This window comes from Dyadobacter sp. CY327, assembly GCF_021390415.1.
GTDB classification, from domain to species: Bacteria; Bacteroidota; Bacteroidia; order Cytophagales; family Spirosomataceae; genus Dyadobacter; species Dyadobacter chenhuakuii.
In genome coordinates this window covers 125,624-144,436 of the sequence record NZ_JAJUXJ010000001.1, presented here as the reverse complement: position 1 = coordinate 144,436, position 18,813 = coordinate 125,624, and the positions used below count along the sequence as shown (strand labels likewise).

The following is an 18,813-nucleotide window of genomic DNA, read 5'->3' as shown; positions in this document are numbered from 1 at the left end:
CGGATATAATGTTTTTTTCAAAATCCTTTCAAACCAAAAGTTAACTGTAAAGTGGCAGGAGCAGAAATAAATTGTTACAAAAGGTAAGATAAAGTGATTGATTTAATAAATTACAAACTGAATTATAACGCGCTGACAATGACATTACGCTACACTCTTGCACTTGCTTGCTGTATTTTCCCGGGATTTCTTATTGCGCAAGCACCAGTTAAGGAGTCCACCGGATTCTATCAGTTTCTTTCCGACGACCCTAATCAGAAACCATTTTTCAGTGACAGGCCGGGAGTAATTTCGAAAAATGGCATGGTTGCCTCTGCACATCCGGAAGCCTCAAAAGTAGGAGTTGAGATATTAAAGGCAGGAGGCAATGCGGTTGACGCGGCGGTTGCGGTGCAATTTGCCTTGGCTGTTGTGCATCCGTCTGCGGGGAATCTGGGCGGTGGCGGATTTTTGGTGTTGAGAGATAAGACCGGCAAGAGTTATAGCATTGATTTCCGCGAAAAAGCGCCTGCAAAAGGTCATGCAGACATGTATCTCGATAAAGACGGCAATGTTATCCCTCAATCCAGCATTCTCGGCAGACTTGCGTCGGGTGTTCCCGGCTCGGTGGCTGGCATGGCCGAAGCACATGCAAAACATGGAAAACTGCCCTGGAAACAACTTATTCAGCCAGCGATCGACCTTGCGGAGAATGGCGTAATACAAACAGAAAGAGAAGCACGCGGGCTTAATGCAATCAAAAAAGACTTGCTATCATTGAATCCGGGCACAAAATATTTTATTAATCCAACCGGGAAAGACTGGGTCGCCGGCGATTTGCTGGTTCAGAAAGATTTGGGCAAGGTTTTACGCCGCATTCAGAAAAAGGGCCACGATGGGTTCTATAAAGGCAGGACCGCGAGGCTTTTGGTAAAGGATATTAATAAAAGTAAAGAAGGGATTATCAGTAAAAAAGACCTGGCTGACTACAAAGCGCAGTGGCGGGAAACGATCACAGAAAGCTATAAAGAATATAAGGTGATCACCATGGCGCCTCCTTCCAGCGGTGGCGTTGCATTGCTGCAACTCATGCGCCTGACCGAGCAGCATCCATTGCGGAAATGGGGCTGGCACAGCGATTCCACCATTCAGGTGATGATCGAAGCGGAACGCAGGGTTTATGCCGACCGGGCTAAGTTCCTGGGCGATCCTGACTTCGTGAAAGTGCCGGTAGAAACCCTGATCAGTAAAGATTACCTGAGTAAGCGGTGGAATGACTTCAATTGGGATAAAGCAACGGATAGCAAGGACATCAGCGGCGGCGTTTTCCCAGGTTATGAAAGTCTTGAAACAACACATTTTTCTATCGTTGACAAAGAAGGCAATGCTGTTTCCCTCACTACAACGCTGAATGGCGGATATGGAAGCCGGGTTGTGATCAAAGGCGGCGGATTTCTGATGAATAATGAAATGGACGATTTCAGTATAAAGGCTGGCGCGCCTAACATGTACGGGCTGATCGGTAACAAGGCAAATGCCATTGCGCCGGGTAAAAGAATGCTTTCATCCATGACGCCAACCATTATAGAAAAGGACGGAAAGCTCCTGATGGTCGTTGGAACACCGGGCGGATCGACCATTATTACATCCGTTTACCAAACCATCCTGAACGTCCTGGAACACGGTATGACCATGCAGCAGTCGGTTAACGCATTAAAATTTCACCATCAATGGTTACCAGACATAACCACTTTTGAATCAAATGCATTTTCGGAAAACACTATAAAAAGGTTGCAGAACAAAGGTTATAACCTTGAACAGCAACGCAATACAATAGGGCGTATGGATTGTATACTGGTACGCCCGGATGGTTCGCTCGAAGGAGGCTCGGATCCGAGGGGTGATGACACGAGTTTGGGATACTAATATTTCAGCGCTTTTGAGCGTTACTCTTAAGCATTGCTTTATCCTGTTATGAAAAAACTTACATTCCTGTTATTATTTATATCTGCTGCCTGCTTATCAAACTGTAAAAAAGATTCAAACGAACTCGGGCCCGATCCGGATACCGGCAAGCCATTCGCACCGATACAGTTTTTAAGATCATTTGACGTTACTGACTCTGAAAAAGTCACATTTGATTCGGTAACGAAGAACTATCAGATTAGCATGCCCGAATCATATCAGAGCAATTCGGCAGAGTTAAAAATGTCTTTAAACAAAAATGTGGTGCTGATAGACAGCCTCGGAAAAGCCACAACAGACAGCACAATTACCTATAATTTTAAAGGAAACCCGCCGCTGTCATTTACATTACGTGATAAGGAAGACAAGTTTGCCGGTACATTCACAGTGTATTTCGAAATCGGCGGCGAACCTAAGGTTGAGCTGCTGACGAAGACTATTACTGTCAATACAAACGGCTTCAAAACCCCCTTCAAATTTGTTTCCGGCGTTGGGACCATTCCTGCGCGTCCCGGGCAGGCCGCGCCGATCATTAAGCTGACCAATCCCAAAACCGGCTTCACCGACCAAACAACTTATAACCAGAATCAGGATAATATCGTTTTTGAATCAATAGATAAGCTTGTGGGCCCGGACCCTGTTACGATGGAAGTCCTTTTTGCGGATAAAAATCCGATCAAATTCGAAGGTGTTACGTTCACGCGCGGCGAGCCTATTTCCAGGATCTCTGACTCTAAATTTGTTTACTCTACCAGAGATTCGGTGTTTATAAGCGGTGGATATTTCCTTCCGTCGACCAAATATACGGTCAAATTCACCAACGATTTCGTGAAGACGCCGGCAACAGCAGCATTGAAATATGTAAGCGCCACAAACCTGAATCTGGAAAAATTCCCGGCCAATATACCTGACGGCTCTTACCTGCTTACCTTTCATGAAGGAGAGAAGCAGATTGGCAAAGGTGCCATCTACGTTTCCAATGTGGCCACAACCAAAGGCATAGAATCGATTTGGAAAGGAGATCTTACATTGGCGCTTACGAGAAATGTGGAACCATTGACATTCAAAAAAGAGGACACATTTTATGCAAAACCGTCGCCGGTGGAATACGGCTCATCAAATACAAGCTTCGATGTTGCCAAATTGCCCGCATTGCGTTTGAAAAGCGGTGCGACAACGGTGGATCTGAAACCAGCCCTGGCGGTTGTGAATTGGGCCACTGCCGGTGTAAGTTATCCGGTTGGCCGATATGTTGTTCCTGCGAACCTTGCAGCCGGTCAGTATGAAGTCTATGCTGTGTTTCCGGATAAGACCGTTAGCAAGCCATATTGGGCGAAACTACGCGTCAATTAATCGTTCGGTCAACATTTAAACTCTTGTCAGTTCCTGGATAGTTTGTTTAAATTCAGGAAACTGCATTTGTAATGCGGTCCTTTCGGCCATTTCAAAATCTGCAAAATCAAATCCCGGCGCAACCGTGCACCCAACCAGTGCATAGGCACTTCCTTTTGCAGGACGCGAAGCAAACCACGCTCCTGCGGGCACCACTGCCTGAAATGTTTCTCCATTGTCGGGGTTATTGCCTAGCCTGATCACCTGGATTTCCCTTTTTCTCTCATCGATTACAAAAACATCCAACGCTTCGCCCGCATAGAAATGCCACATTTCATCGGCCTGAATCCTGTGGAATGCTGAGAAATTATGGCTTTCCAGCAAGAAATAAATGCCGGTTGAAAATGCCCTGTCGTCATTGAATCGTTCCGGTAATGCTTCCTTGGGAATGCTTTCTGCTGCCCGGTAAGTCTCGGTATAATAACCGCCCTCAGGATGCGGACTTAATGCATATTTCTCAATCCAATAATGCGCTGGTTTCAGGTTTTCTATCATACCGACAATTTAGCACGCCCATTTAATAAATCACGCCGGAACTCAGGCTTTTTATTCTTCAAAATACGATCCAGGTTTTGGCATATTCAATCATTTGCTTAATTTTGATCATAATTAATCATAAACGATCAATATTAGTCAATATGAAAAATGACCGGGTCCGCATCACATCTGACGAGGTGCTATCAAATAATTGGTATACATTAAAAAAATATACATTTGACTATCAGCGCGCTGACGGGCAATGGGAAAAGCAATCCAGAGAAGCCTACGACCGTGGCAATGGGGCTGTCATCTTGCTTTATAACCGCGAAAAGCAAACGGTTCTCTTAACCCGGCAATTCAGAATCCCGACTTATGTCAATGGAAATGAAACCGGCATGCTGATAGAGGCTTGCGCCGGACTGCTGGATCGTGATAATCCGGAAGATTGCATCAGGCGGGAAACGGAAGAAGAAACGGGCTATAAAATTAATTCTGTTGAGAAAATATTTGAAGCTTATATGTCACCCGGTTCGGTTACTGAGATCCTCTACTTCTTTGTGGCAGAGTATAGTGAGGATATGAAAGTGAGTGATGGAGGCGGCAGCGCGCAGGAACAGGAGAACATTGAGGTGATGGAATTACCATTCGGAAAAGCGCTGGATATGGTTAAGTCCGGGGAAATTAAGGATGCCAAAACCATTATGCTGCTGCAACATGCGCAACTCACCCAATTAGTCACAAAAAATGGCCAAACAGAGTCAAATCAACTCTCTTCGGCCATTTAAATTACATTTTCTATTAGCTATGATATGGGATCAGGCGTAGGCGTGTTTTGAGGTGTCGCCGTTTCGGGGCTGCTCTTTCCGCCTACGAATTTCTCATAAAGATCTTTGAAGAAGCTCTCAGCATCCGGGAAGCTGCTTTTAAGCGTGTCGGCACCTTTTGTTTTGAGCTCATCAAAATACTCCGGAGCTTTATCGATTGCACCTTCCGCTTCGGCTTTCAAATTGTTAGCCTTCGTTTTCAGGTCTTCCAAAAGCTTTTCGCCCTCTTCGCTTTGAAGATACTTATGTGCGGCCACGCCGGCGGCGGCTCCAAGAATAAATGTGGCAAGGTGTTTTGAGTTTATGCTCATGATTTCCAGTTACTTAGTTTAAGATTAAATTTATGAAATTATGTCTTGTACAAAAGGAATACTTAAAGTCACCGAACATTTGCACAAAAAACTGTGCCCACATTTACCATCACATGCTTACTTAATCTCAAATGCGGCCTGCATGCGATAGCTTATCTTGATTTTCTGATATTGAACCTGGCTATCCGCCACCATATCCGCTGATTCTGCTTGCGCCAATGTTCTCATATTGGCCTTCGCAAAAACAGGCTGAGGAAAGTACAGGTTTTCGTCCAGTTCTTTAATTTCAAGTACTTTACCAAGCTTTTCGTCCAGCGAAGCAACCAGATATTCCGCTTTTAATTTTGCTGCTTTCAATGCGTCGATTTTAACCTGCTTCTTTAATTCTTCTCTTTTTGAATGGTCCACCCGGCTCACATTCGCATACTGCACACCGCGGCTTTCAACTTTTGACAAAATGCCGTCCAACTTCTCAGGACTGCTCACTTTCAGCTCATACTGCTTGCTCTCAAGGAATGTAGCAGGCTTCTTTTTCTTATCTGTGTAATTTTGATAACCCCCTAATCCACTGATAGAAAGCGCATCTTTGGGCAACCCGGCCTCTTCAACTGCTTTCAGCAGCTGTTTTTCCAAAGTGCTGATAATGACCTTGTTTTTTTGGTTTTTTTCATCTTCAAAATATTCCTGCAGTGAAATATTGAAGTAAATTTCGTCAGGTACAATTTCCAATTCGGCAAAACCTGCTACTTCAATCTTAGGTGCAACGACCTGTTGTTCATATTTGATTTGCGAAAAAGCAGGGAACAAAGCAGTCATAGCAAGCAGGGAACCCAAAACAATTTTTTTCATGGCTTTCATTAGTAAATATTGAATATAAAATACAGATGCAGTCGGCAGGCTTAACGTTGTAATCCGTCGGAATTATTGCCGTCAACGTAGTTTAGATGCAATGATTTGCCAAAGGTTTAAAACAAAAATGGGAGCATAACGCAATCAGCTGTTATTCTCCCACTTACCACTAAAAAAAATTTATTTTTCTGCCTTTTCAGGTAAAATTCTGATAAATCGAGTCCATAATTCGGACAAAGTGCTGATAATCGGAATCATTCAAACTTCCCCAACCCTTTCGGCGAATGTCTGCAACAATAGGAAAAGCCTCATTATAGGTTGATTCGCCTGTTTTGGTCAGGAACAAATTGAATTTTCTTCTGTCCCCGGCAGCCGGTCCGCGTTCCACCAACCCCTTTTTTTCCAGCAGATCAATGATTCGTGTGACCGTTGGCGGATCTTTAAACGTAAGCTCAGCAAGCTCGTTCTGACTGATTCCCTGCCGTCTGAAAATATGATCTATTAGCACCCACTGGTCCACTGTAAGGTCAAAACCGGCCTCCGTCAGCTGTTTTTGTAAAGCATTTCGGATTTTTTTGATAGTCGTATCTATTTTAAAAAAATAGGCACGCTGATCAGAATGATGCGTCATGATTGGTCACGTTGAAGCTTTGGGCAATTGAGTATCCCAATTATAAGTCCCTTCAACTATTCGTCTACTAATAATTGCAGGGAAATTATTCGATTTTATCGCAATGCCCAAAATTACCGGCAAATAATTGAACCCTGCTACTGGGAAAGTCATGGCTAGAAATACTTTGTTATACCTGAAAATAAACCAACATTCGGCGGTTCAGTTGTCTAAACTAATCCCATACACTATGCATAAACTTTTTATCCTGCTGATAAGGAGCTCTCTAACGTACTTTCTGATCTCATTTCTATGCTCCGACCCGGCAGTGGGCCAGTCGCAAAAATTTATCGAAGTAATCCCCGGTAATGCCATTCCGGACAATCAAGAAATGAGTGCTTACATTACGCACTTAAAAAAGAACCCAAACATTTCAAATCACCACTTCATCCGTCTCAACCCGATTGCTACTGCTCAGAAAGAAGGCATTCTCACACTAGAAATTCCGGGAAAAGCCAAGCCTATCATTGCCGAAGCAAGCGAGGTCAAGTATTATTCAAGTGCTGATTATGAATGGATAGGCAAAACAGATGAGAACCGCGGGACAATCATTATCTTGTCCAAAGCAGGAAGAGTTTCCGCGCATTTCTCCACGCCCGACGGCATCTACGAAATTTTCCCGGCACCTGGCGGTTTGTATTGCTTGCAGGAAGTTGTCATGTCAAAAGGCGACGACGTCGGCTGTATCGCACCCGATGAGCATCACTACACCGAAAGAATAAGCGCGCAACAGCCCGAGCATGCCCCGCCGGTCCGTTCAAATGCAAAGATGAATCCCTGTCAGCCGCTGATTAGCCCCCGGGTGCTTGTGTTGTATACGCCTAAAGCGTTGGCGCTGGCTGGTAGTGCTGCTGCAATAGTTAATTGGGCAGATTTGTCAGTCGCTCAATTTAATAGTACAATATACAACAGTGGAATAACAAGTAATGCTGTGCTAACCTTGGCCGGTGTAGCACCATTAAACGTTAATGAAAGCCAAAATTTAAATGATGATCTCGAAAAGCTAATCATAAATCCTGTTGCTCAAAACCTCCGAAATCAATATCAGGCGGACATAGTCGTATTGTTCTCGGATGCAGTTTATTCAAACGGTAATACCCGAGGCGGCGCGGGCACAGTTACTCTTCAAAACGACCGATCATATGCAATTGTAGAAATCTGGTCATGTACATCAAGAAAAACATTTGCACATGAGGTTGGCCACTTATATGGCTGTCGACACGAAGATACGGCCGGGTCACCTGCATATGCACAAGCATATTGTATCAAAAATGGCCTTGGGATAGTTACGGACCGGACAATGATGGTTGGCAAAGCAATATCTGATCAACAAGCCCAAAATCGACTTTTAAATTTTTCCAATCCTAATATAAATGTAGGAGGTAAGCCTTCCGGAACAAATAATGAAAACAACGCGCTACGGGTCACCCAATCCCATTCGGTTGTAAGCACTTTCAGACCTAATCCCAATCCGCCTTTCGTTGCTTACGTTGACGGGCCAACTTTTGTAACAGCACCCGGTGGCAAAAACTATGAGGTGACATATAGCTGTGGATCTGCGCCATATTCGATCGTCTGGCATTATAGCTATGATGGGATTAATTATCTCACTTCCAATACTACCACGGACATTTTTACATGGAATTTCTATCAGACTCAGAAAGTATGGTTTAAAGCAACGGTTACGGGAAATGATAAATCTGTTTCTGCATTTATTGCTGTTACATCACAGATGCCAAATCCCTACAAGACTGGCGTGGTTGAAACGGATTCTCTTTCTCAAAGTCTTTTACATCTTGAAGCAACTCCAAATCCAGCCTCAGATGAGGTTCGCATAAATTACAAAACAACATCAGATGCCGAGATCAAACTTGACATATTGGATCAATCCGGCTCCGTAATCCAAACACTTTCTGATAGCTATTTAACGCGCAAACCAAATGGGGTTACCAGTAGAAAGTGGGACGCGAGGAAGTTTCCAGCCGGGATTTATTTCATCAGGCTGATGGTGGGCAAAAATATTGAAACAAAGCGAGTGCTTATATCAAGATAATTGCCTCATGAAACCATTCAAAAGTTTAACTTTCTTTATTCTAATGATCGGAAGCAATGCTTGTGAGATTTACACTCCGTACAGAAACGCGGGAATATCATGGGGATATTTTGAAGCTGATATGAGTGGAACGGAATGGAGTAAATTATATGATAATGCTTACCAGTCCGTCTATGCGGGAATTTCGGAAAATACTGATTCGCTCTGTTCCATTAAAAGCGCATATATGTTTTCGAATTCATTCGATTCAAATGGATTTAGACAGCAGGTTTTATATTTTGACCAGATTCCACTTCGAAAAGGAAGATTTTTGCTGACATCGGAAGAAAATAAATACTGCATAGACAACGATCATGTACGTGCCCTGCTCTATTCTCAAATTTACGACGATCAGCCTGGGGACTCTTTCAGAATACTTCCTAAAAGTGATAGTTATTTGCAAATCAATTCGTTAAATATGACTACTGGCGAAATCTATGGCGAGTTTAAATTTACAATGGTGGTGGATGGAATAAAAGACGATAGCCCATTGCCTGACACGCTGCGTTTTACAAATGGTAGATTTCATACAAAAATATTGAAGCGAAGGACAAGAAACCGACATCTCTAACTAACTGGTCGATGTGCAATAAAGAGTCGCAACAATTTATTATTTGATAGCAAAAAAAATCTCCTGAACATTCGAGCATGTTCAGGAGACCTAAATATTTAGAAACTTACTACGCTGAATTCCTCGCCGCGTTGATGATACCAAACATGGCCCGCATAATGAGCTGGTTGTATGTTTCCACGTCCACCGGAAGATTCTTGGGATCTTCCGCTAGCATTTGCAATGCATATTGCTGGATGGTGATCAATGGCAAGACGATCCGCTCACGGGTTTTGATGGATACCTTGGTGACATTGTTGCTATCCAGAAGCTCTTTTTGCCCGGAAACTTCAAGCAGTTGGTCTCTGGTTAGCAGGAACTCATCATACATTTTATCCCAAAATTCCTTATAATCAGGCTCATCGCGCAAATATTTTGTTGCAGGGAAGAATGCTTTGGACAGTGATTGCATTGAATTCTCGATCAATGTCCTGAAAAACAATGATTTTTTATACAACTGCGAAATAGTCTCTTTCTTACCGTCTTTCGACATCTGTTCGATGGCTGTTCCGAATCCGTAAAAGCCTGGCACATTCTGCTTCATCTGCGCCCAGGATCCCACGAATGGAATAGCACGTAAATCTTCAAATTTCAGGCCTTCATCATCGTTCCCACGCTTTGTAGGGCGACTGCCAATGTTAGTTTGTCCATAAAAGCGCAACGGCGTCTTTTTGTCCAGATATTTGACAAACATCGGATGATTTTTCAGATCCAGATAGGAGTCATAGGCTAATGCCGCCATCTCTTCAATAAGGACTTTATCCTCTTCATTCAGCTCGTCTTCAACACGATTTCCTCTAAACAAGTGGTTTTCAAGCCCTGCCGTGAACAATCTTTCCAAATTGTACATGGCCGTGGTTACTGTTCCGTAATTTGAGCTAATAGTCTGTCCCTGAACAGTAAGCTGGATTTCTTTATCCTCAATGTCTGTTCCGAGCGAAGAGTAAAAATTATGGTTGTTGCCACCACCGCGCGCAGGAGGACCTCCGCGGCCGTCAAAGAATGTGACCTTGATTCCAAATTCACGCGATACTTTCGTTAATTCTTCTTTTGCGCGGTAAATTGACCAGTTTGCCCGCAAGTAACCGCCATCTTTTGTTCCATCAGAAAACCCAACCATTATAGTTTGGTGGTTTTCGCGGTTTTGCAAATGGTTGCGGTAAAACTCGTTTTGATACAATGTCCGCATAATCTCTGGCGCATTGGCAAGGTCATCAACGGTTTCAAAAAGCGGAACCACGTCCAGCGCAAGTTTCCCAGATTCATCCGCAATCAGGTTTTTAGCAAGCGCAACGACCTGCATTACGTTCAATGCAGAGGTGTTATTGCTGATCACATAACGGTGAGCGCCTTTTTCACCATTCTGCGCCTGAATCGTTTTGATAGCGCGGATAGAACCCAGAATGTCCTTGGTCAGCTCGTCTTCATAATCTTCATCCCGCAAAGGAATGTTCAGAGAAAGTAAAAGGTCTATTTTCTTGGCCTCATCCCAGCCTTCATAGTCACTGTATTTTAGCAACGGAATCTTCTTTTCCAGCCTTTTAAGGATATCTTCCCACGCTTTTGCATGTTTACGGCTGTCCTGGCGCACATCCAGGCTCGCAAAAAAGAACCCAAAAATGTTTAGTTTAAGGATGAAGTTGTCTAGCAATTTCACAAACAGACCCTGATGTTTGGAAACTAAAACCTCACGGGCTTTCAGAAACTCATCAATTAATTCCTGCGCATTGGCATAACCCTCTTCAAACGGCCCGAAAATGGTGCTGTTCATCTTGCGTTCTGCCAAACTGATCGCTTCGTCCACACCTTTGAAAGTCAGGCGGCGCTTCAATTGTCTCAGATCACGATAATATCCTCTCAAAAGCGTTTCCCGCAATCTTGCCGCAACTTGCAGCGTAATTTCCGGATTCACGAACGGGTTACCATCCCGGTCACCGCCCGGCCAGAAGCCTAGCCGATAAACATTGGGGTAAGGCCAGTCGTGGACGCTCATTCCCAGGCCATTGATCAGTTTTTCAAGAATCGATGGAATAGCGTCGTAATATACATTTTCCAAAAACCAGCAAAGGCTCACCGCTTCATCAAAAGGCGTGGGTTTTTCGTGGTTAATGAATGCGGTTTTACCCAATTGCAGGAGCAGCTGGTTTACTTCGGTAAAGTCGTTTTCCTTGATTGCATCTTCGAGATCATTAATGATGCCAAGCACTTTACCCGAATAAAACTGTGTCGGGTGAGCAGTTAACACGATCCGTACACTGAAATCTTCGAGCTTGGTAAGCAGCTTCTTTTTGAGCTCATCATTATCCAGGCGATCTGTCAGATAATTAACCGATCCTTTGCCGGTCAGATCGTGCGTCTGGTCAAACGCAGCATCCTCCACAGAGTCGAAAAGTACAACTTGCCTTTCTATATATTGGATAAAAGCAAAGAGCAGATCTGTCCTTTCTTTTGGTGTAGCTGTTTCCAGTAATTCTGAAAAAAAGTGCTCTATGATCTCCCGTGGCGTCTTTCCCTCCTGAAATCCGATCTCACTCTGCTGCGTTAGTATGGGGAGCAATGATCCCGTCTGAAATATACCACGATAGGGCAAACTCAGAAAAAGACTATTAAATATATTGTACTTCGTTACAACCGCGTCCTGGAAACTGTTATTCATACTGGAGTGACAAAATTATATTCTGGAAACTGCAATTAAGGCAAATATACTTCTAAAAAATGGGTTTCAGGCTTTTGGATGGGCTTGCTGATGCGTTTTTTTGAGCTTTTCGATAGAGTTATGCGTGTAAATCTGCGTTGCAGCCAGGTTAGCATGACCCAGAAGCTCCTTAATCGCATTAAGATCCGCGCCCCGATTGAGCAAATGTGTGGCATAGGTATGGCGCAATACGTGCGGGCTTTTTTGCGACAATGTGGTGACGGCCGACAAGTATTTTTCAACCGTTCGCTGTATAAAGACGGGATAAACTGCTTTGCCTGAATTGGTTAATATCAAGCATTCCGTATCCTCCTCGGGAGCACGCAATGTCAGATATTGAAAAAGTAAATTGGCCAGAGATGTAGAAATGGGAACGACACGCTCCTTTGACCTTTTCCCAAACACTCGGATCGTCCTGGCTGGAAGATTCAGGTCTTTTATTTCAAGCGAAACCAGTTCCGAAAGCCGGATCCCGCTTCCATATAACAGCTCCATAATGGTGCGGTCGCGGACTCCCTCAAAGTCGTCGGTAAAAGTATCGGGCATGAAAAGCGTTTCCATGGATTTTTCTTCAACAAAAGCAGGCAGTTTTTTGCGCGTTTTCAGCGCTGACAGAATTTTAGTGGGATCTTGGGAAACCGCCTTTTTACGTTTCAAAAATCCATAAAATGTTCTGAGTGACGCGATTTTGCGATTAATAGAAGATGGATTCATGCCTTCTTCCATCAAACTCACAATCCAGGACCGCAGCATGGGTGCCTTTGCCCCTTCGGGCTTATCGAGCTCGTATTGAAACAAAAGATATTTCTGAAACTGGTCCAAATCCGTCTGATAAGACTTTACAGTATGAACACTGGCGCGTTTTTCAAATTTCAAAAAATCAATAAATGAGGTTATCATATCAGCAACATACAAAAAAGGGCCGCCTTTAACAAGCAGCCCTTCTCCTTATGATATGGATATAATAATCCTGTCGAAATCTTTCAGAACACCATTCCTGGGAACTAGTCTTCTAAATGACCGTAAGTTTTTTCTTTGTATACGGCACGCAAAACTTCGAAACGACGTCTTACAGATGGTTTTTCGAAAGCAGTACGAGCACGAAGCTGGCGCATAGTACCAGTTCTTTCAAATTTCTTCTTGTAACGCTTAAGAGCGCGGTCAATCGATTCGTTGTCTTTAATGTTTATAATAAGCATGCTTATAAATTGTAATGTTCTTTGAATTGGTTTCTGAAATCGGACTGCAAAGAAAAGCTTTATCAAACAGAAAATCAAGAAATAAGTCATTATTATTAGGTTATTTTTGTGATCATTGCATTGAGGAAAAAGCTTTTAACAGATTAAATGCCCTATATGAGCTCGCGACTGGGAATTATTGACTTAGGAACAAACACTTTTCACCTGCTCATTGTCGATAAAAATGGAGATGCTGTCACCAATATATTTCATGATAGCAGGCCGGCAAGGATCGGATTGGGAGGAATCAACAAAAAGATCATTACACAGGATGCCGTTGAGCGCGCACTGACGGTCCTGACTTATTTCCGGCAAAAGCTGGACGAGTTCAATGTTCCCGATGAGAAAACTTTCGCTTTCGGCACCAGTGCCATCCGGAATGCAGAAAATCAGCAGGATTTTTGTGCTGAAATCCTTTCCAAAACAGGCATTACGATCACTGTGATCGACGGCAACCGCGAAGCCGAATACATTTATAAAGGAGTCCGACGCGGTGCAGACCTAGGCGATTCACCGTCACTGATCATGGATATTGGCGGTGGAAGCGTAGAATTCATCATCGGCAACCGATCACAGATTTTCTGGAAGCAAAGTTTCGAGATTGGCGGACAGCGACTGATGGAAAGATTCATGCGCAATGATCCGCTTTCGCAGGGTGACAGGAAAAATCTTTACAATTATTTTGAAGAGAAACTGATCCCGCTGGCCAATGCCGTCCACCAGTATTCCCCCGATAAGCTGGTGGGGTCTTCCGGGACATTCGACACGTTGGTGGACATTGATTTCCATTTCCGCACCAATGAAAGGCCTCCGAAAAACCAAACTGATTTCTCATTGGCACTGGAAGAATTTTACCGGGCATATGCACTCATCCTCACCGGAAATCATGACGAACGAATGCAGATCCCGGGCATGATCGAACTGCGTGTGGACATGATCGTGGTTGCAGTTTGCCTGATAGATTATGTACTCAAAAGCTACGGAATCAAGAAGATACAAGTTTCAAGCTATGCATTAAAAGAAGGCGTGCTGGCCGAAGTGCTGGCTGAAAAGACTGCTTAATATTTTTGTAACCTCCCCGAATTATTTGCACGTCCTATCCGGCAAACTTATATTTTTGTAAGCAAGCAAAAACATAAACCAACTCTATGAGATTAATTCGTTATTTCCTCTTTGTAGGAATCACATTTCTGTTTACCACAACCACCTACGCACAAAAGAAGAAAAAAAAAGAAAAGCAGGAAGACGTCAAGATCGAAAAAGCCGTGGACGCCGTGGCCACCGCAGTAAAAGAGAAACTCAAAGACGACAAAAAGAAGGGCCCCAAGGCTTTCAAAGACCTCATTGACACCAGCGCAGTGAGCCAGAAAGGCATGATTTCTGTTCACAAAATGGACGAGAAATGGTATTTCGAAATCCCTGACTCCCTGCTGGACAAAGACATTATGGCCGTAACGCGCTACGCAAAAACAGCTGCCGGCGGGGGGATTTTTGGAGGTGAAGAGGTCAACCGGCAAATGATCCGCTGGGAAAAAGGGATGGACCATAATCTGTTATTGCGTTCCGTAACAGTGGTCGTTGCGAGTCCCGACAGCACCAAGCCAATTTTCCAGGCTGTTAAAAACTCAAACTCAGATCCTATTATCGGGGTTTTTGAAATAAAAGCTGTTAAAAAAGAGCCTGGTGCAAAGTCGTCGGTCATTGATGTGACGGACTTCTTTAATGCTGATAATCAGGTTTTCTCACTGAGCTCGGTCAGCAAGCAGCTTTTAAAATTGACATCATTTAAAAAGGAAGCTTCCTACATTGAGAAAATCCGGGCGTTTCCCATTAATACAGAAATCCGGACCGTTAAAACATTTTCTGTAACGCCGCAGCTGCTCTCTACTTCTCCTACCCCGTCCATCGGTCAGTATTTACCGTCCGGGCTCGATGCCGGCGTTGTGACTATGGAAATGAACACTTCGCTGATCCTGCTGCCTGAAAAGCCGATGCGGAAAAGGATTTTCGACAGTCGGGTGGGTTATTTTGCAAATCAATATGCCATTTTCGGAGAAGAATCGCAGCGCTCTGATACAGAAGTTTTTGCGGTAAGATGGCGTTTAGAGCCTAAAAATGCAGAAGATGCTAAAAAGCAGCGCGACGGCGAATTGATTGAGCCTAAAAAACCAATCGTTTATTACATTGACCCTGCCACACCTGAAAAATGGCGCAAATATTTGAAAGCCGGCGTTGATGACTGGCAGGAAGCATTTGAAAAAGCAGGCTGGAAAAATGCGATCCGCGGTGAATACTGGCCCGAAAACGACACGACCATGAGCCTGGAAGATGCGCGTTATTCCGTGATCCGCTACTTCGCTGCCGATATTCAAAATGCCTACGGGCCCAATGTGCATGATCCGAGAAGCGGTGAGATTCTGGAAAGCCACATTGGCTGGTATCACAATGTCATGCGTTTGCTGCGCAACTGGTACATTATCCAGGCTGGCGCCGTTGATCCAAAAGCCCGCACCAAGAAGTTCGATGATGAGCTTATGGGCCAGCTTGTGCGCTTTGTTTCTTCGCATGAGATCGGGCATACGCTGGGATTAAGGCATAATATGGGCGCGAGCTCGGCTACACCTGTCGAGAAATTGCGTGACAAAGAATGGATTGAAAAGCATGGCCATACGGCTTCTATCATGGATTATGCCCGCTTTAATTACGTGGCCCAGCCCGAGGACAGCATTACCAATCTGTTCCCGAGAATCGGGGATTACGACAAATGGGCGATTCAATGGGGTTACAGCAACTTCTTGGACGCCAAGGATGCGAAGACTGAGAAAATGCTTTTGAATGAAATGACCAAAGAGGCTTACAAAGATTCCCGACTGCATTTCGGAACGGAGATCAGCCCGTATGACCCGCGTTATCAAACCGAAGATCTGAGCGATAATGCGATGAAAGCTTCTGAGTATGGCATTAAAAATTTAAAAAGAATTCTTCCCAACCTGATCGAATGGAGCCGCGAGGATGGTGAAAGTTATAAGGAGCTGGATGAAATTTACAACAATGTTATACAGCAATATCGTCGCTATCTTGGCCACGTGATGAAGAATGTGGGCGGGATTTACGATAACCCTACCACATATGACATGGAGGGATCGACTTTTGAAACTGTGCCAAAATCGACTCAGAAAGAAGCAGTTGTATTCCTTAACAATCAGTTGTTCAAAACGCCGACCTGGTTATTAGACCAGAATATTTTAAGTAAAATCAAACCAGAAACCGGTGTCGAAGCGATCAAAGCATTGCAGGAATATGCATTAACGACGCTCTTCGCAGGCGACAGGGCGGTCAGGCTGATGGAAACCGGAATTTCAAGCAAGAATTATACGCTGGACGATATGTTTACAGACCTGGAAAGCGGCATTTGGTCAGAAACGAAAACGGGCAAAAGCATTGACCTGCACCGCAGAAATCTTCAAAAAGTGTATATCGAGAAATTGGTTGATCTGCTGAAACCAGGAAAAGCCAATGTGCAGTCCGTACCGGTTGGGATCACTTATGGTTTTTCAACACGGGTTGTTGAACTTGAAAAAACGGATTTGCCTTCCGTTGCGAGGGCACATTTGGAAAGCCTGAAAGCAACATTGCAACCTGCTGTCACGAAATCGACGGATAAAATTACGAAGTATCATTTGCAGGATGTTTTGCAACGGATAAAGATGGCGCTGGATCCGAAATAAATCCAACTCTGCTAAGCCCGCAAACAAGGTTGTCCGGGCTTAGCAGTTATAAAATGCCAATTAATGCTTACACTTCGAGAAGTTCTGGAAAAGCAAAATGGCTTTGCGCCTGTCATTCATAGCGCGAAGCCATTTAAAAAACTGGATTTTTCTGAATCCAATGAAGCGCTTGTGCAAAGGGATTTATCCGAAACTTCGGTTTTCTCTCAATTTGTATTTGATGAAATGCTTGAAAATAATGCTTTCACAGGCATTGGCGGCTACGCAGAAAACCGCATTATCTATCGGCAGCGAAAACATTTCAATAACGCAGACAACCAACCAAGGAGCGTTCATCTCGGCACGGACATTTGGGCAAATGCCGGAGAACCCATTTATGCACCGCTAGACGCAACCGTCCATAGTTTTGCCTTCAACGACCATTATGGCGATTACGGCCCAACAATTATTCTCGCTCATGCATTAAATAATGTCGTCTTCTACACACTTTACGGGCATCTGTCACTGAATTCACTGGAAGGATTGTATGTCGGCAAAAATATTTTAGCCAACGAAAATTTCGCCACCATTGGCCCCTATCCCGAAAACGGCGACTGGCCACCGCATCTGCATTTCCAGATTATCAAAGACATGGGTAACTATCAAGGCGACTTCCCCGGCGTAAGCAGCATTCAGGACAGCGAACATTATTTAAATCTCTGTCCTGATCCAAATTTGATTTTGAGGATAGTGGAAAACTGTTCAGCAACTTAACCCTTACTCCGCTCCAAGTTCGGCAGAAACCCTGTCAGCAGCCCGATAAGCGGTAAAAAGGAGCAGATCCAGAAGACATATTCAATGCTGGTTTTGTCGGCGACGCTTCCCAGAATGGCCGATCCGATTCCTGCAATGCCGAAAGCGAAGCCGAAGAACAGCCCTGCAATCATGCCGACTTTTCCGGGAATAAGCTCTTGTGCATAGACCAGGATCGCGGAAAAGGCTGAGGAAAGAATGAGCCCGATAATGCAGCTTAATACGCCCGTCCAGAACAGATTAACATAAGGAAGCAGCAAGGCAAACGGGGCTGCACCTAATATCGATATCCAGATCACGTATTTCCGGCCAATCCTATCGCCAACCGGTCCTCCGATGAATGTTCCCGCTGCAACGGCGAATAGAAATGCGAAAAGATATATCTGTGAATTCTGTATGGACACGCCAAACTTGTCAATCAGGTAAAAAGTGAAATAGCTCGAAATACTGGCCATATAAATGTATTTCGAAAAGATTAGCAGCAGCAAAATACCAATCGCAAACACGATTTTCCCTTTTGACAAATGCGATTCCTGATGTGCTTTTTCGACTTTTTTCGCAGCGACATGGCTTAGACTTTGCTTATACCAGCCGCCTACCCAGGATAAAATAACAATCGCCAGAAGCGCAACCAGCGAAAACCAAATCACCTGAAAACGTCCATAAGGCAACAGAATCAATGCTGCCAGCAAAGGCCCCAGCGAACTCCCAGCATTACCGCCCACCTGGAACAGCGACTGCGCCATGCCATGCTTACCGCCCGAAGCCATACGCGCCACGCGGGAAGCCTCAGGATGAAAAACCGCTGAACCAACGCCGATCAACCCCACTGAAAGCAAAACAAGATTAAAGCTGTTCGCAAGAGATAATGAAATGAGTCCCAGCAATGTAAAGCACATTCCCACAGCCAATGCAAAGGGTTGCGGACGCTTGTCCGTGTACGCGCCTACCACAGGTTGCAGTACAGAAGCGCTCACTTGAAATGTGAATGTGATCAGCCCTATCTGGGTAAAATTCAATTGAAAAGATTCCTTAACCATCGGGTAAATGGAAGGAATTAAGGACTGCATCGTGTCATTCAGCAAATGACAGAAGCTTAACGCAAGCAAAATCGGGAAAACTGTTTGCGAAGTATTTATTGCTGTCGTTGAGTCAACAGCAATGGGATTTTGTTCAGTAGATTTCATG

The 18,813-nt window shown here is 44.2% G+C and carries 16 protein-coding genes; 8 read left to right on the top strand and 8 right to left on the bottom strand.

Annotated elements, in window-relative coordinates; genetic code table 11:
• Positions 1-138 precede the first annotated feature (138 nt).
• Together ggt and LZG74_RS00660 are read left to right on the top strand one after the other, a co-directional pair.
• Positions 139-1,905, top strand: coding sequence for a gamma-glutamyltransferase (gene ggt / locus LZG74_RS00665; RefSeq protein ID WP_233794744.1), 1,767 nt, complete (start codon positions 139-141; stop codon positions 1,903-1,905).
• Positions 1,906-2,187: 282 nt separating this feature from the next.
• Positions 2,188-3,297, top strand: coding sequence for a hypothetical protein (locus LZG74_RS00660; RefSeq protein WP_233794743.1), 1,110 nt, complete (start codon positions 2,188-2,190; stop codon positions 3,295-3,297).
• Between the two features lie 15 nt (positions 3,298-3,312).
• Here the strand turns inward: LZG74_RS00660 and LZG74_RS00655 are convergent, their stop codons facing one another.
• Positions 3,313-3,831 carry a cupin domain-containing protein gene (locus LZG74_RS00655; protein WP_233794742.1) on the bottom strand — a complete coding sequence of 173 codons (519 nt, stop codon included), beginning with the start codon at positions 3,829-3,831 and terminating at the stop codon, positions 3,313-3,315.
• 143 nt (positions 3,832-3,974) lie between these two features.
• On the opposite strand from LZG74_RS00655, the gene nudK reads away from it, so the two are divergent.
• Positions 3,975-4,601, top strand: coding sequence for a GDP-mannose pyrophosphatase NudK (gene nudK / locus LZG74_RS00650; protein WP_233794741.1), 627 nt, complete (start codon positions 3,975-3,977; stop codon positions 4,599-4,601).
• Positions 4,602-4,618: 17 nt separating this feature from the next.
• Here the strand turns inward: nudK and LZG74_RS00645 are convergent, their stop codons facing one another.
• The 3 genes from LZG74_RS00645 to LZG74_RS00635 form a co-directional block, all read right to left on the bottom strand.
• Positions 4,619-4,951, bottom strand: a complete 333-nt coding sequence (locus LZG74_RS00645) for a YtxH domain-containing protein (RefSeq protein WP_026629535.1) — start codon at positions 4,949-4,951, stop codon at positions 4,619-4,621.
• Between the two features lie 117 nt (positions 4,952-5,068).
• Positions 5,069-5,800, bottom strand: coding sequence for an SIMPL domain-containing protein (locus LZG74_RS00640; RefSeq protein WP_233794740.1), 732 nt, complete (start codon positions 5,798-5,800; stop codon positions 5,069-5,071).
• A 196-nt stretch (positions 5,801-5,996) separates the two neighbouring features.
• A complete protein-coding gene (locus LZG74_RS00635) occupies positions 5,997-6,431 on the bottom strand; it encodes a MarR family winged helix-turn-helix transcriptional regulator (protein ID WP_082217549.1) in 435 nt (144 codons plus the stop codon).
• Positions 6,432-6,660: 229 nt separating this feature from the next.
• On the opposite strand from LZG74_RS00635, the gene LZG74_RS00630 reads away from it, so the two are divergent.
• Both LZG74_RS00630 and LZG74_RS00625 read left to right on the top strand, forming a co-directional pair.
• Complete coding sequence (locus LZG74_RS00630) at positions 6,661-8,523, top strand: M12 family metallo-peptidase (RefSeq protein ID WP_233794739.1); 1,863 nt, start codon at positions 6,661-6,663, stop codon at positions 8,521-8,523.
• 7 nt (positions 8,524-8,530) lie between these two features.
• Positions 8,531-9,133, top strand: coding sequence for a hypothetical protein (locus LZG74_RS00625; RefSeq protein ID WP_233794738.1), 603 nt, complete (start codon positions 8,531-8,533; stop codon positions 9,131-9,133).
• A gap of 109 nt (positions 9,134-9,242) precedes the next feature.
• Here LZG74_RS00625 and LZG74_RS00620 read toward each other — a convergent pair whose 3' ends face one another.
• From LZG74_RS00620 to rpsU, 3 genes are all read right to left on the bottom strand, one after another.
• Complete coding sequence (locus LZG74_RS00620) at positions 9,243-11,828, bottom strand: phosphoenolpyruvate carboxylase (protein WP_233794737.1); 2,586 nt, start codon at positions 11,826-11,828, stop codon at positions 9,243-9,245.
• 66 nt (positions 11,829-11,894) lie between these two features.
• The gene (locus LZG74_RS00615; protein ID WP_233794736.1) at positions 11,895-12,767 is read right to left on the bottom strand and encodes a tyrosine-type recombinase/integrase; all 873 of its coding nucleotides are present in this window, start codon (positions 12,765-12,767) and stop codon (positions 11,895-11,897) included.
• A 104-nt stretch (positions 12,768-12,871) separates the two neighbouring features.
• Positions 12,872-13,066 (bottom strand): 30S ribosomal protein S21, encoded by a 195-nt coding sequence (gene rpsU / locus LZG74_RS00610; RefSeq protein WP_026629542.1) that lies wholly within the window; start codon positions 13,064-13,066, stop codon positions 12,872-12,874.
• Positions 13,067-13,222: 156 nt separating this feature from the next.
• Between rpsU and LZG74_RS00605 the strand changes: the two genes are divergently transcribed.
• The 3 genes from LZG74_RS00605 (at position 13,223) to LZG74_RS00595 (ending at position 17,586) form a co-directional block, all read left to right on the top strand.
• Positions 13,223-14,167, top strand: a complete 945-nt coding sequence (locus LZG74_RS00605; RefSeq protein WP_233794735.1) for a phosphatase — start codon at positions 13,223-13,225, stop codon at positions 14,165-14,167.
• Between the two features lie 86 nt (positions 14,168-14,253).
• Entirely contained in the window at positions 14,254-16,833 is a 2,580-nt protein-coding gene (locus tag LZG74_RS00600; RefSeq protein WP_233794734.1) for a zinc-dependent metalloprotease, read from the top strand.
• A gap of 63 nt (positions 16,834-16,896) precedes the next feature.
• Complete coding sequence (locus tag LZG74_RS00595) at positions 16,897-17,586, top strand: peptidoglycan DD-metalloendopeptidase family protein (protein ID WP_233794733.1); 690 nt, start codon at positions 16,897-16,899, stop codon at positions 17,584-17,586.
• Here LZG74_RS00595 and LZG74_RS00590 read toward each other — a convergent pair.
• A complete protein-coding gene (locus LZG74_RS00590; protein WP_233794732.1) occupies positions 17,583-18,812 on the bottom strand; it encodes an MFS transporter in 1,230 nt (409 codons plus the stop codon). The genes LZG74_RS00595 and LZG74_RS00590 overlap by 4 nt on opposite strands.
• Position 18,813: the final 1 nt, after the last annotated feature.

Coding starts and splice junctions, on each gene's coding strand:
- LZG74_RS00645 (WP_026629535.1), bottom strand. CDS start 4,951: ATGAGCATAAACTCAAAACACCTTGCCACATTTATTCTTGGAGCCGCC.
- LZG74_RS00620 (WP_233794737.1), bottom strand. CDS start 11,828: ATGAATAACAGTTTCCAGGACGCGGTTGTAACGAAGTACAATATATTT.
- LZG74_RS00600 (WP_233794734.1), top strand. CDS start 14,254: ATGAGATTAATTCGTTATTTCCTCTTTGTAGGAATCACATTTCTGTTT.
- LZG74_RS00595 (WP_233794733.1), top strand. CDS start 16,897: ATGCTTACACTTCGAGAAGTTCTGGAAAAGCAAAATGGCTTTGCGCCT.
- LZG74_RS00615 (WP_233794736.1), bottom strand. CDS start 12,767: ATGATAACCTCATTTATTGATTTTTTGAAATTTGAAAAACGCGCCAGT.
- ggt (WP_233794744.1), top strand. CDS start 139: ATGACATTACGCTACACTCTTGCACTTGCTTGCTGTATTTTCCCGGGA.
- LZG74_RS00605 (WP_233794735.1), top strand. CDS start 13,223: ATGAGCTCGCGACTGGGAATTATTGACTTAGGAACAAACACTTTTCAC.
- LZG74_RS00655 (WP_233794742.1), bottom strand. CDS start 3,831: ATGATAGAAAACCTGAAACCAGCGCATTATTGGATTGAGAAATATGCA.
- nudK (WP_233794741.1), top strand. CDS start 3,975: ATGAAAAATGACCGGGTCCGCATCACATCTGACGAGGTGCTATCAAAT.
- LZG74_RS00625 (WP_233794738.1), top strand. CDS start 8,531: ATGAAACCATTCAAAAGTTTAACTTTCTTTATTCTAATGATCGGAAGC.
- LZG74_RS00660 (WP_233794743.1), top strand. CDS start 2,188: ATGTCTTTAAACAAAAATGTGGTGCTGATAGACAGCCTCGGAAAAGCC.
- LZG74_RS00635 (WP_082217549.1), bottom strand. CDS start 6,431: ATGACGCATCATTCTGATCAGCGTGCCTATTTTTTTAAAATAGATACG.
- rpsU (WP_026629542.1), bottom strand. CDS start 13,066: ATGCTTATTATAAACATTAAAGACAACGAATCGATTGACCGCGCTCTT.
- LZG74_RS00590 (WP_233794732.1), bottom strand. CDS start 18,812: ATGAAATCTACTGAACAAAATCCCATTGCTGTTGACTCAACGACAGCA.
- LZG74_RS00630 (WP_233794739.1), top strand. CDS start 6,661: ATGCATAAACTTTTTATCCTGCTGATAAGGAGCTCTCTAACGTACTTT.
- LZG74_RS00640 (WP_233794740.1), bottom strand. CDS start 5,800: ATGAAAAAAATTGTTTTGGGTTCCCTGCTTGCTATGACTGCTTTGTTC.